Raw genomic sequence first — 14,585 nt, 5'->3', positions numbered from 1 at the left:
CTCCGCACGGACCTCCAGTACGGTACGAGAAGGCATACGTGAAGCGGTCGGAACATGAGTGACTGCCCGGATGCGCCCGGATACCGGTCCCGAGACTCTGGCGGAGAGGTACCTATTCGTGCGCAGCGCACACAACGAGGACGGCACGCTCGACAATCCGTCCGAATTGATGCAGGTTCTCTATCGCGAGCATGCCACCCCACTGTGGCGCTACACGCTCGGCTTGGTTCGCGATCCTGGACGGGCCGAGGACATCGTGCAGGAAACACTGCTACGAGCTTGGCAGCGCCCGAGCGTCCTGGATCAGTCCACCGCCTCGGCCCGCGCCTGGCTGTTCACCGTGGCACGTAACCTCGCCACCGATGAGCACCGCAGCGCCCGCAGCCGCCGCGAACTCCGCACCGACAACCCACCCGAACAGCCCCTCCCCGATCAGTCCGATCGCGCGTTGGACGGCTGGCTGGTCGCGGACGCGCTCGGCAGGCTCAGCGCCGACCATCGCGAGGTGATCGTGCGCGCGTACTACCGTGGTCTGACCACCCAGCAGATCGCCGAAGAACTCGGCGTTCCGGCGGGAACAGTGAAATCCCGGATGCACTACGGTATGCGCGCATTGCGGCTGGCACTACAGGAGATGGGGGTGACGAACACATGACGGATATCATCGATGACTACACCACATGGGATGCGGCATACGTGCTCGGCTCCCTCACTCGGGACGAACGCCTGGAGTACGAAGACCATCTCACGGGCTGCGCCGAGTGCCGGGCCGCGGTGGCCGAATTCGCGGGCCTGCCCGGCATGCTCGCCACAGTGCCTGCCGAGACCGCGCTGGCCATGATCGAACCCCCTGCCGAACCGGCCGAGGATACGGCAACCGAGGCGCCGCCGCGGGTACTGTCGCGGCTCGCCGACGCTGCCGAACGCCGACGTCGCCGCGCGAAGTGGGCGTCGATCGGCCAGGCAGTGGCGGCGGCCGCCGCCGCGGTGGCCATCGCGGTGCCGGTCGCCGTCACGATCACCGGATCGAACCGAACAGCGGACACTTCCGCGCAGGTCTTCGCCGAACACCGGATGGAGGCACTCGAGCCGACGCCGGTCACGGCGAGCTTCTCACTCGTGTCCGCGGGTGAGCGGACACGGTTGGTGATGTCCTGCAGCTACGCAGCGGACGAGCAACGTTACCCATGGGATCTCGCCCTGTACGTTATCCGCGCCGATGGACAGCAACAGGAACTCGACCGGTGGCCCGCAGGTCCTGGCACCGAGCTGACCATCGATCGGACCATCGATGGCACACCCGATCAGGTCCGCTCGGTCGAGATCCGCGCCGCGAACAGCGGCAAGGTGCTGTTACGTGGCATGGTCTGATCGGCGGCGCGGTGGCCCCGAAGGTACCCGCCGCTAGATATCGAGATCCTCGACTTTCGGCCGCTCGGCCAGGTCGACCACCCGCTGATAGAACTTCTCGGGTAGCCACTCTTTCAGTTCGTCCAGTGAGTCGACCACAACGAAGTGGAAATCGCCCCACTCCGGTTGGCCGATACCGAGCAGGCGGCGCCAATTCTTCGGATCCCGCCAGTCCACCAGCCAATTCGCGCCCTCTTCCGCGGTGTATTCATCCCAATTCGAATACTGTCCGTGCATCACGTACTTGCCTTTACGGCTGCGATACACCCGGACATATTCGATCCGCGCGTTATTGACGTCGCGATACTCGCCGAGCAGGACACCGGAGAAGCGCACTTGCCTTATACCGTTGCGCCCGACCCCGAGCACGATCTCGTCGTAGCCCTCCGATCGGCCCTCCTCGATATCGATGAACCGGCGCAGCGCCGCGACCACCGCCCCCGACAGGTTGCCACCGACCAGCTCCTGCGCGCGTCGGAAGAGCGGGAGATCGTCGTCGGCGACGTAGATCGTCTTATTAGGCATGAAACAACTATACGTAGATGTATACGTACACGACAAGAGTCGTGCGCCCGGTTCCCGGATCAGCGGTGAACTCTCCGGAAAAGCGTTGAACTATCCCGCCGCGGCGTCCGTATCCCCATACACAGCCGAACGTTCAGCGGAAGGGAATGCCGATGCCGACGCGAGTTGTGGATTATCTGGTGCATACAGTCTCGACGCTGGGCGTGCGACATATCTTCGGCGTAGGCGGCGCCAATATCGAAGACCTGTACGACGCGATCTTCGAAGCGCGGGATGAGGTCACCGGCGTCATCGCCAAGCACGAGTTCTCCGCGGCGACCATGGCCGACGGCTACGCCCGCACCACCGGCGATTTCGGGGTTGTCGCGTCCACATCCGGTGGCGGCGCGATGAATCTCGTTGCCGGACTGGCTGAATCGTTCGCATCCCGGATTCCGGTGCTCGCGTTGATCGGGCAGCCACCGAGTGCGGCGGAGGGTAACGGAGCATTCCAGGACACCAGTGGACGCGCGGGCGCCATCGATGCCGTCCGCCTCTTCAGCGCGGTCAGTACATACTGCGCGCGCGTGGAGGACGGCGCCGACCTGCCCGGTCAGCTGACCGAGGCGATCGGCGCCGCCCGGCGCGGCGGCCCGGCAGTGCTATTGCTCCCGAAAGATATACAGCAGGCCGAGCTCGACGCGGTCGCACCGGTGCGTATTCCTCCCGCGCGGCATCGGATCGACAGAGACGGAATCGCCCGAGTGCGTGCGGCATTGGATACCGCGAGGCATACCGGAAAGATCGTGATCATCGCCGGTGACCAGGTCGCACGGGACGAAGCGCGGGCGGAACTGGCCGACTTGGCTGTCGCACTGGACGCCGCTGTCGGCGTCACACCCGATGCGAAGGATGCCTACGACAACACCGACCCCGGATATTGCGGTGTCGCGGGCAGTATGGGTCATCCCGAACTGGCAGCGGCCATCCGATCTTCGGCGCTGTGCCTGCTGGTCGGCACCAGGCTGCCGGTTACCGCCAGAGCCGGGCTAGAAGCGCTACTCACCGAAAGCACACTGGTCAGCATCGGTAGCGCACCACCGTATCTGCCTGCCGTGCACGCGAACAGCACCGATCTTTCCAAAACCCTTATCCACCTGATCAACGAATCACCCAGCAGCACAGCGGATTCCGAATACATCCCGGCGACACAAGCACCCACCCCGCTGCAGGTACCCTTCGCCTCCGGCCCCGGCCTGCGCTACCGGGATCTGATCGAGACAATCGACGCCGCGCTACCGGAGGGCACCGATGTGTTCGCGGACGCGGGCAACACCGGTGCGGCGGCCGTGCACCATCTGCGGGTTCCGCGCGACGGACGGTTCGTCGTCGCACTCGGTATGGGCGGCATGGGGTACGCGTTCGGCGCCGCGATCGGCGCCACATTCGCCAGGCAGGCTGCCGGAGACCCGCGGCGCACCGTGGTCATCGCGGGTGACGGCGCGTTCTTCATGCACGGCCTCGAAGTGCATACCGCGATCGAACACGCCCTGCCGATCACCTTCGTGGTCTTGAACAACAACGCCCATGCCATGTGCGTGACCAGAGAGCAGCTGTACTACCGAGACCGCTATAGCTTCAACCGATTCCGCCCAACACACCTGGGGGAGGGGATCGCAGCCATGTTCCCCGGCCTGCCCGCGTTCTCCGTGCACACCATCGGCGATCTCACCGCCACGCTGGAGCACTGCATGCGCATACCAGGCCCGGCGTTTCTCTCGATCGAATGCGACTCCGACGAGATCCCCCCGTTCCTACCGTTCCTGACCGCCATCGACCAAGCCGGCAAACCCTGACGACCCGCACTCGCCCGACCCAACGGCAGTGCCAGCCGAGAGGAGTATCCCCATGACCACCAGTTCCCTGCCCGCACTCAGCGATATCCCGGACCGGGCCGTGCCGGAGATACTGCGTATCGAGAACTCCGATAAAGACGCGACCACCCCGATCATCATGGACATGCTGCGCTCGGTGTACCCGCATGACCAGATCTACGGCGACTATTGCCCGGTGCAGGCATATATCGCCGCGCCACCGCGCGAGGTATACGAATACCTCGCCGACACCAGATCGCTGGAAGAATGGACCTACAGCCTGCGCGGGTTCGTGGAAACCGACGAGCAAGGACTGTGGCTCGCCTACGACCGGCTCGGCTCCGAGACCACCATCTTCACCCGCACCGTCGCCAACCCCGATGCGATGACGGTCGACTACCACTGCGCCTGGGACCAGGGACAACACCTGTGGATGATCTACCTGCTGCGCGTGATCGACGCACAGGTGGTGTTCGACAAGCCGGGTTCGGTAGTGCTGTGGATGAACTGCAAGCACCCGTTCTACGACGAGAACCCCTATCCCCATACCGCGCCGCCGCAGCGGCCGGTATGGGTCGGGGACTTCTGGGAAATGTTCTCCGCGGGCCACCAACTGGAAATGGACAACCTCAAGGCGATCTGCGAGTACCGCGCTGCCAACGGTCTGCCCATCAAACCCGACTGGATGAAATGAGCAGCCCGATGACCTCCCTTCCCCACACCGGGGGACTTCCCCAGGTGAGCCTCGTCGATGTGGCCTCCTATCTGCCCGGCGCGCCGATCGGCACCGAGTACTTCACCCAGTTCTCGCGCTCGGACCGGATGGCGAAGAACGTCATGTTCCGTTCGCCGAAGAGCAGGCATCACGTGGCACGCGATGAGACCGCGGTGGATATGGTCGAGCAGGCTGTCGCACCGCTACGCGAACGCCATGGGGAGGATGCGATCTCCGATATCGACGTACTGATCACCCACACCCAACTGCCGGACAACCCGGTGCTCGGCTGTGGGTCCGAGGTGGCACGGCGACTCGGTATTCGCCCCTCGTTCGTCTACGACGTGCACAACAGCGGCTGCGCGGCATTCGTACACATGATGGCGATAGCTCGCATGGTGTTGCAGTCCACACCGGCCCGTACCGCATTGATCGCGGCAACCCAGAACTGCGCGGGACCGGTGTTCACCCAGTCCGAGATCCGTAAGCTGGCGCATGCGCCGGTACCCGGCGACGGCTGCGGGGTAGGGCTGCTCCGCAAGGACGACAGCGCGCCGATTCTGGACATCGAATGCCGCACCTACCCCGAATTCGCCGGAGACATGGAGTTCTCCACCAACGGTGCGCGCCGGTACTGGGAGCCGGGCGAAGGGCAGGGCTGCGTCAGTTTCAACGAATCCAAGGTCACCAAGGTATTGGCTCGCGGCAACCGGCTGGTTCCGGAAGTGGCGTTCGCGGTCTGCGATCGGATCGGGGTGCGGGGCAGTGAGGTCGATACCTTCGTCACCAACCAGCCGAACCGCCTGTTCCTGCGCAACTGGCACGATGCGCTGGAGCTTCCGCCGGAACGGCATCCGGATACCTTCGACTCCTGCGGGAACATGTTCGCCGCTGGCATTCCGGTAACCCTGGATACGGAGAATCGGGCAGGCAGGCTGCCCAATGGGTCGCTGGTGCTGATGGCCGGGTTCGCGCACGCGGGCGATTTCGCAGGCGCGGCCGCTGTTCGGTGGGGGGCGGCACGATGAGCGTCTACTTCGCCGACCGCACCCGGTCCTCGCGCAGGCTCGGTTCCCCGCGAATGACGCCGAGGTTCGATCTGAGCCTGAGCGAGAATCCGTTCCCACCGCTACCGTCGGTATTGCAGGCGGTGGGGGCGGCAATGGCCCAGGCGCACCGGTATCCCGAATTCCTGCCACGGCGCCTGCCGATGCTGATCGCCGAGCATCTCGGTGTACGAACGGATCAGGTGGTGGTCGGATCAGGGGCGACCGGAGTCGCGATGCAGATTCTGCAGTCGCTGACCACGCCAGGAGACGAAATTGTCTACAGCACACCGACTTTCGATGGATATCCGATTATGGCCGGGATGGCCGGAGTCGAGTCGGTCACGGTGCCTCTGGACACGGCGGGCAAGCAGGATCTGCGGGCGATACTGCGGGCCGTGAGCAAGCGAACCGCCCTGGTCGTGCTGTGCCGTCCGCACAATCCGACCGGCACGGTGATCCCGGCGGACGAGCTGATGGCGTTCTTATCCGAGATGCCCGCCCAGGTGCCGGTACTCCTGGACGAGGCGTATGTCGAATTTCTCGGCGCCGCCGAATACGTCGATCCGCTGGCTCTGCTCGATAAGCATCCCGATCTCCTCATCCTGCGCACCTTCTCCAAGGCGTACGGCCTGGCCGGGTTACGCATCGGATATGCCTTCGGTGGATCAGAGTTGATCGCGCGGGTACTCGGACTGCAACTGCCGTTCGGGATGAGCTCGGCGGCAGTAGCCGCTGTGGCCGCCTGCTACGCCGCCGAACCCGAACTGACCGCACGGATCCTCCGCATCACCGAGGCGAGAGACGCACTCCGCGACACCATGCTGGCCAGCGGTATCGCGGTACCGGAAAGCCACGCCAACTTCCTGTACCTCCCAGGACCGGGCATCGTCACCGCATTGCGCCGCGCGGATATCGTCGCCAAGCCCTACCCGGACGGCAGCGCACGCATCGCGGTCGGCGACCCGGCTGCCGATCACGCCGTCCGGCAAGCCCTCGCGCATATCCGGCGGCCCGCTGCGCACCACACCTGAATCCGTTGCATTGCACCCCAGCGCAGCGCCTGTTCAGGCGATGTACCTGTACTGCGCGGAGCCGAACCTACCTCCGCGTGGTTCGATCAATGGATGACGTGGCGCGCATTCCAACCGAACCCGCCGCCCGCCCGAGGAACAACCAGCCGGATGCTGTTGCGGTTGTCCCTGGGCCGACAGGCGCTCATCATTCGCCAGACCCGCATCGAGCCCGGCGGCGACAGCGGCTGGCACTACCACGACGGCACCTTGTTCGTCCTGGTCGCCCGCGGCACATTGGACCATCCCGGCGCGGACTGCACACCGGTCACCTACCGCCGCTGGCGAATTTTCCGGGAACCGAGCGGACCACGCCACCCGCACCTGGCTCGTAATCTCGGGCCGGTTCCGGTACTGCTGTACGTGCTCTACCTCACCCCGGCGGACAGTCCGCTGTCGCACAGCGTCGCGCCTCCGGAGTGTGCGCGATAACTCAGCTCGCGGGCTCGCAGGTCTCGCGCAGTGAACAGGCGCCGCAAGAGCTGCCGCAGCCACCGACCTCGGCGGGCGGGGCGATGTCATCGGCGACCCGTGCCGCGGCATTGGCGCCCGCACCGAGGGTGAACAGCGCGATGACGGCGACGCCTGCCACCACGACGAGCGCGGCTATCCCGCCCACGACCAGGGCGGCCGAACCGCCGGTGAACAGCAGGGCGCCTGCCGCGATGGAGGTGGGGGCTGCGACCCGGTTGGCAACCCGGAACGCCTCGTCATCCGACAGCGCGGCCTCGGTATGCACCCCGAAGATACGGTTGCGGGGTAACCGGCCGGTCAGCCCGAGCGTACCGGTAGTGATGGCCACCAGGGCCAGCACGAACAGGGCGAGAGCGACGACGAACACCTCTGCAGGCTAGCGCACCGGCGCCTCCCATAGGCCGATGGGCCGTGTGACGGTGCCCGCAACCGGAAAACCAGGCCAGCCCGATTTCCGGTCCGGTCGACCGGACGTTCTACCCTGAGAGGCGAAGTTTGTCGGAGGATCGGCGACCACAGAAGGCAGGACCGTGCAAGAGACACGTGCAACCGAAAGCGATGTACCAGAGCACAGGTACAACGCGGAGCTTGCCGGCCGTATCGAACGCCGGTGGCAGCGGGCGTGGGACGAACGCGGAACTTTCCATGCGCCGAACCCGGTAGGCCCGCTAGCGGGCGCCACTCCGGCGGACAAACTTTTCGTGCAGGATATGTTCCCCTATCCATCGGGCGCCGGCCTGCATGTGGGGCATCCGCTCGGCTATATCGCCACCGATGTCTTCGCCCGCTATCACCGCATGCACGGCCGCAACGTGCTGCACGCCCTCGGCTACGACGCCTTCGGCCTGCCCGCCGAGCAGTACGCGGTGCAGACCGGCGCACACCCGCGCGACACCACCGAAGCGAACATCGCCACCATGCAGCGTCAGCTGGACCGGCTCGGCCTCGGGCACGATCGGCGCCGCTCCTTCGCGACCACCGATCCCGAGTACTACCGCTGGACCCAGTGGATCTTCCTGCGCATCTACCACGCCTGGTACGACGAGGAAGCCGAGCGCGCCCGGCCGATCGCCGAGCTGGAGGCCCAGTTCGCCTCCGGTGCGCGGCCGGTGCCGGACGGGAAGAACTGGGCCACCATGGACGCCGCCGAGCGTGGCGCGCTGCTCGACTCGTATCGCCTCGTCTACCAGACCGATTCCATGGTCAATTGGTGTCCCGGCCTCGGCACCGTGCTGTCCAACGAAGAGGTCACCGCGGAAGGCCGCAGTGAGCGGGGTAACTTCCCGGTGTTCCGCAAGCGGCTGTGGCAGTGGATGATGCGTATCACCGCCTATTCCGACCGGCTTGTCGACGATCTGGACCGCCTGGACTGGCCGGAGAACGTGAAGGCCATGCAGCGCAACTGGATCGGGCGCTCGCGCGGGGCGCAGGTGAAATTCGATGCCGACGGCGCACAGATCGAGGTCTTCACCACCAGGCCCGACACCCTGTTCGGCGCGACCTACGTCGTGCTGGCACCCGAACACGAGCTGGTCGACAAGCTGACCGCCGCGACATGGCCCACCGACGTCGATCCCCGCTGGACCAACGACGGCGCCGCGTCCCCCGCCGAGGCCGTCGCTGCCTACCGTGAATCCATCGCGGCCAAATCGGATCTGGAGCGCCAGGAAAGCAAAGAGAAGACCGGCGTCTTCCTCGGCACCTATGCCATCAACCCGGTCGACAACACACCGGTGCCGATCTTCATCGCCGACTATGTGCTCAGCGGATACGGCACCGGTGCGATCATGGCGGTACCCGGCCACGACCAGCGGGACTGGGATTTCGCCACTGCGCTCGGCCTGCCGATCAAGGAGGTCATCTCCGGCGGCGATATCACCGTCTCGGCCTATTCCGGCGAGGGCGAGCTGGTGAATTCCGGCTATTTGAACGGGCTTTCGGTCGAAGAAGCCAAGGCGACGGTGATCGCCCGGCTGGAGTCGAGCGGTCACGGCACCGGAACCATCCAGTACAAGCTGCGTGACTGGCTGTTCGCCCGCCAGCGCTACTGGGGTGAGCCGTTCCCGATCGTCTACGACGAGCAGGGCGCACCGCATGCCTTGCCGGAATCCATGCTGCCGGTACAGCTTCCGGAACTGGACGATTTCGCCCCGGTGACCTTCGACCCGGACGACGCGAACTCCGAACCCTCACCGCCGCTGGCCAAGGCCACCGACTGGGTGCACGTGGAACTGGATCTCGGCAATGGGCTCGAGACCTACCGGCGCGATACCAACGTCATGCCGAACTGGGCGGGCAGCTCCTGGTATCAGCTGCGCTACGCCGACCCGACGAATACCGAGGCGTTCTGCGCCGAGGAGAACGAAGCGTACTGGCTCGGCCCGCGCACCGAGGTCGGCGGGCCGGACGATCCCGGCGGCGTCGACCTGTACGTGGGTGGTGTCGAGCACGCGGTACTGCATCTGCTGTATGCCCGGTTCTGGCAGAAGGTGCTGTTCGACCTGGGCGATGTCAGCGGTTCCGAACCGTACCGGCGCCTGTTCAACCAGGGCTACATCCAGGCGCACGCCTATACCGACGAGCGCGGCGCGTATGTGCCCGCCGCCGAGGTGGTGGAGCGGGACGGCGCATTCTTCTGGACCGATACGACCGGCACCGAGATCCGGGTGTTCCAGGAGTACGGCAAGATCGGCAAATCGCTGAAGAACGCCATCTCCCCGGACGAGATGTGCGATCTCTACGGCGCGGATACCTTCCGTTTCTACGAGATGGCCATGGGCCCGCTCGACACCTCGCGGCCGTGGGCGACCAAGGATGTCGTCGGCGCGCACCGCTTCCTGCAGCGCGCGTGGCGCCTGGTGGTGGACGAGGAGACCGGGGCGCTGCGGGTCACCGACGCTACGCCTTCCGATGCGACGCTGCGCCTGCTGCACAAGACGATCGCCGGCGTCGACGAGGATTTCGCCGCCCTGCGCGATAACACCGCGGGCGCCAAGCTGATCGAGCTCACCAACTACCTGACCAAGAACTACCCGGACGGCGCACCGCGCTCGGTAGTGGAGCCGCTGGTGCTGATGCTGGCACCATTGGCGCCGCATATCGCCGAGGAACTGTGGGAACGCCTCGGCCACACCGCGTCCCTGGCGCACGGCCCGTTCCCGGTCGCCGATCCCGCGCTGCTGGTGGACGAATCGGTGGAATACCCGATCCAGGTGAACGGCAAGCTGCGCAGCCGTATCCAGGTGGCCGCCGACGCCGATAACGCGGCGATCGAAGCGGCCGCGCTGGCCGATGAGAAGATCGCCGCGCTGCTCGACGGGAAGGCGCCGCGCAAGCTGATCGTGGTGCCGGGGCGCCTGGTCAACATCGTCGCCTGATCCGAAACGACACGTACTGAACATACGCGGCGGGCCCGGGTGTGTTCAGTACGGTCGTAGCACGATCTCGGTAGGGTGCGCATCGCGTGGGGTTTCGATGGCGGCGCGCACCGCACCAGCCACGGTCTTCGGGCTGAGGAATTCCTCGGCCCGGTACTCACGCCCCTCACCCGCGATGATCTCGCGCTGCATATCGGTATCGATGCGGCCGGGGTGAATCGATGTGACACGCAGCGCGGGCTCTTCCAGCCGCAGTGCGTCACCGAAAGCGCGCAGCCCGAACTTACTCGCGGCGTAGGAGGCCCAACCCGCGTTCGCGCGCAGCCCCGCACCCGAATTGATCAGCACCACGTGGCCGTTGCTCGCGCGCAGTGCGGGTAGTAACAGTCTGGTCAGCTCGGCGACCGCGATCAGGTTGGCTTCCAGGGTTTTCCGCCATTGTTCGACGGTGGATTCCGCGATCGTATCGATATCGATGACGCCGGCGTTGTGCACCAGCACATGTAGCCGCTGGATCGGCGCGACCGCCGCGGCGACGGCAGGGTAGTCGGTCAGCTCGACCGGCAGCCCCTCCGCACCGGGCAGCTCCGCCAGAATGTCACGCAGCGACTCCGCCGACCTGGCGCCGAGCAGCAGGTCGTGCGTCGGGGCGAGTTCGCGGGCGATGGCGGCGCCGAGCCCACGGCCCGCGCCGGTGATCAATGCGGTCGGTTTCCGAGACACGGGCGAAGTCATGGTTCTCACGGTAATCGGCCGGGCGATCGCGATGCCGACCAGAGCCGGACCGATGGCCGGGCAAGTAGCGTTCCGGTCATCGGCACACCACGGGCGATACCGTTCATCTCGATCCGCCCGAACAGAGAGCGATGTGTGCGTGATGAGCGCAGGCAGCCACCGGCGAGGCAGGGAGGGTGATTCAGCGATGACCATCGTGGTCGAACACGCCACATCCGAGGAACTTCGGCGGCGTCATCAAGGAATTCTGCAGCGTGTAGGGATGACTCGAACCGAGATCGGCGAAATCGCCGCGCAGTACGCACTGACCCCCGAAGAACTGGCGGCATGGGACGAGCTGCGGTCACTCGAATTCCTCCTCGAGGATGGGTGAGGGGCGGCCGGATCTCGAGGGATAAGCCCGCGAGTTCGCTCTTGATGCGTCGACCCGAGCCCTGGTGTGCGTGGAAGGCGAACAGGACGGCGCTGCCGCGCATATCCACGAGCGGCACCGCAGAATAGGGGGATGGTATATCCGGGCTTCACCCCGACCCAGCTCGCGGCCCGCGCCGCCTATCTGCTGCGCGGCAACGACCTGGGCACCATGACCAGCGCCGCGCCGCGGCTGTATCCGCATATGTGGAGCTGGGACGCGGCGTTCGTCACGGTGGGGCTGGCTCCGCTCAGTGTGGAACGGGCGGTGATGGAGCTGGACACGCTGCTTTCCGCGCAGTGGAAGAACGGCATGATCCCGCATATCGTCTTCGCCAACGGTGTGGACGGTTACTTTCCCGGCCCGGCCCGCTGGGAATGCCGCAGGCTGGCCGCTAATGCGCCGGACGGTCCGGATACTTCCGGGATCACCCAGCCGCCGGTACACGCCATCGCGGTACAGCGGATTCTGGACCATTCGCGCAGGCACGGGCGCACCACCAGGATGGTCGGCGAGGAATTCCTCAACCGCCGCTGGCCGGATCTGGTGCGCTGGCATCGCTGGCTGGCACATGCTCGCGATCCCAAGGAGACCGGCCGGATCACGCTGTATCACGGCTGGGAATCCGGGATGGACAATTCACCGCGCTGGGACCGCGCCTACGAAAACGTGATCCCCGGCGATCTGCCGCCTTACCACCGCGAGGATGTGCTGGTGGTCTCCGACCCGACCCAGCGCCCTAGTGATCGCGAGTACGACCGCTATCTGTGGTTGGTCGAGCAGATGCGCCGCGCCGGCTATGACGACTATCAACTCGCCTCGACCATGAGTTTCGCCGTCGAGGATGTCTTCGTCACCGGGATCTTCGCACTGGCCTGCGAGGTCCTTGCCAATATCGGCGAGGAGCACAAGCAACCGAACGCCGATATCCGCGATCTCTACACCTGGGCCGATCGGTTCCGCGCAGGCGTTATCGCGACCACTGATCCACGCACCGGCACAGCCCGCGACTTCGACGTGCGATTGCAACGGTGGATCGAGACCGAAACACTCGCGATGTTCGCGCCGTTGCTGTGCGGCGGACTGCCCCGCGATACCGAACGCGCCCTGCTACGGCTGTTCGAAGGCCCGCGTTTCTGCGGACACCCGGATCTGCGGTACGCACTGCCACCGTCGACCTCGCCGGTATCCAAGGACTTCCGGCCGAGGGAGTACTGGCGCGGCCCGGTGTGGCCGGTGATGAGCTGGTTGTTCTCCTGGGCCTTCGCCCGGCGTGGCTGGGCCGAACGCGCGTTCATGCTGCGCGCCGAGGGCCTGCGCCAAGCCAGCGACGGCAGCTTCGCCGAATACTACGAACCGTTCACCGGCGAGGCGCTCGGCAGTATGCAGCAGTCCTGGACGGCTGCGTCCGTACTCGATTGGCTGGGTTGAACCGACGGGCCTGCGCACGCACCCGAACGGACACCGCACCGCCACACCGATCGCAATACCGGCCATTACGATAGCGGATAGCTATCGTAAGTCGGCATGTCCTCTTGGAGATCGTTCCTCCGCCGCGGCGCAGCGCTGTCGCTGAGCACGCTGTCCGGCGTCCTGATCGCTGTGCTCCCCGCGCACGCCGCACCGAGCGGCCCGGATGTCTCGTCCTGGCAGCACGGCGGCGGGAGCCTGATCAACTGGTTCGCGGTCAAGAGCGCAGGCTACGACTTCGCCATGGTCAAGGCCACCGAGGGGCTCAGCTACATCAACCCCTATTACGTACCCGACAGCCTGATGATCCGCGCCGCGGGCCTGTCCCGAGGGACCTATCACTACGCCAGACCCAATCTGCCGCCCGAGCCACAAGCGGTGCTGTACGCGGCGGTGGCGCTCGGCCAGAACGGCCCCTACGATCTGCCGCCGGTACTCGACCTGGAACACACCGGCGGACTCGGTCCAGCCGCCCTGATCGACTGGACCCGCCGCTACCTCTCCACCGTACAAGCCCTCACCGGCCGGGTCCCGATCATCTACACCTATCCCAGCTTCTGGCGGACCGCGATGGCCGACACCACCGAATTCGCCAACCATCCGCTGTGGATCGCCGACTACCGTGGCAACCCACAGCCCGAAGTCCCCGGCGGCTGGCGCACCTGGACGTTCTGGCAGACCACCGACAGCGGCAGCATCCCCGGCATCGCGGGCCCCGTCGACCTCAACGTCTACAGCGGCGCACAAGGTGATCTCGCCAGTTACGCGAACATACGCTGACTCGCGGGAATCGGGAAGTGCGGAACTCTGGAAGAAGGCCGACGGACATATGCCCGTTCGGACAAGACCTACAACGCTATTGGGACAAGCGGTATGAGTATTTCTCTCGATTCGATCAGGGGATAAAGACCGACGCAGAGGGCCTGTATTCGGTGATACCCGAAGAAGTCGGGATGGCGCAGGCACGCTTGATCTCCGGAACGGTAGTCCTGGATGGCTTCGCGGGAATCGGTGGAAGCGCGATCGCATTTGCGCGCTCCGGTAAACGCGTAATCGCCGTCGACACGAACGCCGACCGACTCGAGATGGCGCGGCACAATGCCGGGGTTTACGGAGTCCGGGATTCCATCACCTTCGTACACGATGACTTCTTCGCAGTCGCCCAACGCACCGAGGCTGATGCGGTCAATCTCGACCCACCATGGGGCGGACCGACCTACACAGCGATCGGACGATTTCTGCTCAGCGACTTCCATCCGGACGGTCATGCGCTATTGCAATTCTCTTTACCCAGGTTCCGGCAAGTTGTTCTGCGCGTTCCACGCACATTCGACATATCCGAACTCGACAGGTTCGGGCGATCTTACGAAATCCATGAAGATGTAACCGGCGGCAGAACCGTTTCTCGGACAGTGGTATTCAGAGCGAATACCTCTCGGCGTACAAGGGGTGTCGACAGCGGTGGGGCCGCTACACACTGCAGCGAGTAGCGGCC

14 protein-coding genes are annotated in these 14,585 nt (G+C 65.4%); 11 read left to right on the top strand and 3 right to left on the bottom strand.

Going from position 1 to position 14,585, the window contains the following annotated elements:
- The first annotated feature begins 118 nt into the window (after window positions 1-118).
- Window positions 119-655, top strand: coding sequence for a sigma-70 family RNA polymerase sigma factor (locus tag ACL02S_RS05250; RefSeq protein WP_412801150.1), 537 nt, complete (start codon window positions 119-121; stop codon window positions 653-655).
- Window positions 652-1,371 (top strand): anti-sigma factor family protein, encoded by a 720-nt coding sequence (locus ACL02S_RS05245; protein WP_412801149.1) that lies wholly within the window; start codon window positions 652-654, stop codon window positions 1,369-1,371. Before ACL02S_RS05250 ends, ACL02S_RS05245 begins: the two co-directional genes overlap by 4 nt.
- Before the next feature lie 33 nt (window positions 1,372-1,404).
- Here the strand turns inward: ACL02S_RS05245 and ACL02S_RS05240 are convergent, their stop codons facing one another.
- Window positions 1,405-1,935 (bottom strand): EXLDI protein, encoded by a 531-nt coding sequence (locus ACL02S_RS05240; protein WP_412801148.1) that lies wholly within the window; start codon window positions 1,933-1,935, stop codon window positions 1,405-1,407.
- A gap of 152 nt (window positions 1,936-2,087) precedes the next feature.
- Here ACL02S_RS05240 and ACL02S_RS05235 point away from each other — a divergent pair, with 152 nt between their 5' ends.
- The 5 genes from ACL02S_RS05235 (at window position 2,088) to ACL02S_RS05215 (ending at window position 7,054) form a co-directional block, all read left to right on the top strand.
- Entirely contained in the window at window positions 2,088-3,770 is a 1,683-nt protein-coding gene (locus ACL02S_RS05235) for a thiamine pyrophosphate-binding protein (protein ID WP_412801147.1), read from the top strand.
- Between the two features lie 52 nt (window positions 3,771-3,822).
- Complete coding sequence (locus tag ACL02S_RS05230; protein WP_412801146.1) at window positions 3,823-4,482, top strand: DUF8713 domain-containing protein; 660 nt, start codon at window positions 3,823-3,825, stop codon at window positions 4,480-4,482.
- 8 nt (window positions 4,483-4,490) lie between these two features.
- Window positions 4,491-5,531, top strand: a complete 1,041-nt coding sequence (locus ACL02S_RS05225; protein ID WP_412801145.1) for a 3-oxoacyl-ACP synthase III family protein — start codon at window positions 4,491-4,493, stop codon at window positions 5,529-5,531.
- Window positions 5,528-6,583 (top strand): aminotransferase class I/II-fold pyridoxal phosphate-dependent enzyme, encoded by a 1,056-nt coding sequence (locus ACL02S_RS05220; RefSeq protein ID WP_412801144.1) that lies wholly within the window; start codon window positions 5,528-5,530, stop codon window positions 6,581-6,583. Before ACL02S_RS05225 ends, ACL02S_RS05220 begins: the two co-directional genes overlap by 4 nt.
- Before the next feature lie 93 nt (window positions 6,584-6,676).
- The gene (locus ACL02S_RS05215; protein ID WP_412801143.1) at window positions 6,677-7,054 is read left to right on the top strand and encodes a cupin domain-containing protein; all 378 of its coding nucleotides are present in this window, start codon (window positions 6,677-6,679) and stop codon (window positions 7,052-7,054) included.
- 1 nt (window position 7,055) lies between these two features.
- Here ACL02S_RS05215 and ACL02S_RS05210 read toward each other — a convergent pair whose 3' ends face one another.
- A complete protein-coding gene (locus tag ACL02S_RS05210; protein ID WP_412801142.1) occupies window positions 7,056-7,463 on the bottom strand; it encodes an SdpI family protein in 408 nt (135 codons plus the stop codon).
- Between the two features lie 163 nt (window positions 7,464-7,626).
- Between ACL02S_RS05210 and leuS the strand changes: the two genes are divergently transcribed.
- Window positions 7,627-10,473: a leucine--tRNA ligase gene (gene leuS / locus ACL02S_RS05205; RefSeq protein WP_412801141.1), complete on the top strand. Its 2,847-nt coding sequence runs from the start codon at window positions 7,627-7,629 to the stop codon at window positions 10,471-10,473.
- Between the two features lie 45 nt (window positions 10,474-10,518).
- Here leuS and ACL02S_RS05200 read toward each other — a convergent pair whose 3' ends face one another.
- A complete protein-coding gene (locus tag ACL02S_RS05200) occupies window positions 10,519-11,208 on the bottom strand; it encodes an SDR family oxidoreductase (RefSeq protein WP_412801140.1) in 690 nt (229 codons plus the stop codon).
- Window positions 11,209-11,713: 505 nt separating this feature from the next.
- Between ACL02S_RS05200 and ggh the strand changes: the two genes are divergently transcribed.
- The 3 genes from ggh to ACL02S_RS05185 all read left to right on the top strand — a co-directional run bounded on the left by ggh (window position 11,714) and on the right by ACL02S_RS05185 (window position 14,580).
- On the top strand, window positions 11,714-13,051 hold the full coding sequence (gene ggh / locus ACL02S_RS05195) for a glucosylglycerate hydrolase (RefSeq protein ID WP_412801139.1): 1,338 nt from the start codon (window positions 11,714-11,716) through the stop codon (window positions 13,049-13,051).
- A gap of 96 nt (window positions 13,052-13,147) precedes the next feature.
- Entirely contained in the window at window positions 13,148-13,870 is a 723-nt protein-coding gene (locus ACL02S_RS05190) for a glycoside hydrolase family 25 protein (RefSeq protein ID WP_412801138.1), read from the top strand.
- A 173-nt stretch (window positions 13,871-14,043) separates the two neighbouring features.
- Window positions 14,044-14,580, top strand: a complete 537-nt coding sequence (locus ACL02S_RS05185) for an RsmD family RNA methyltransferase (RefSeq protein WP_412801137.1) — start codon at window positions 14,044-14,046, stop codon at window positions 14,578-14,580.
- The last annotated feature ends 5 nt before the right edge of the window (window positions 14,581-14,585 follow it).

Source organism: Nocardia spongicola, from assembly GCF_047200775.1.
In the GTDB taxonomy this organism is placed as follows: Bacteria; Actinomycetota; Actinomycetes; order Mycobacteriales; family Mycobacteriaceae; genus Nocardia.
This window is presented reverse-complemented; position numbering and strand designations above follow the sequence as displayed.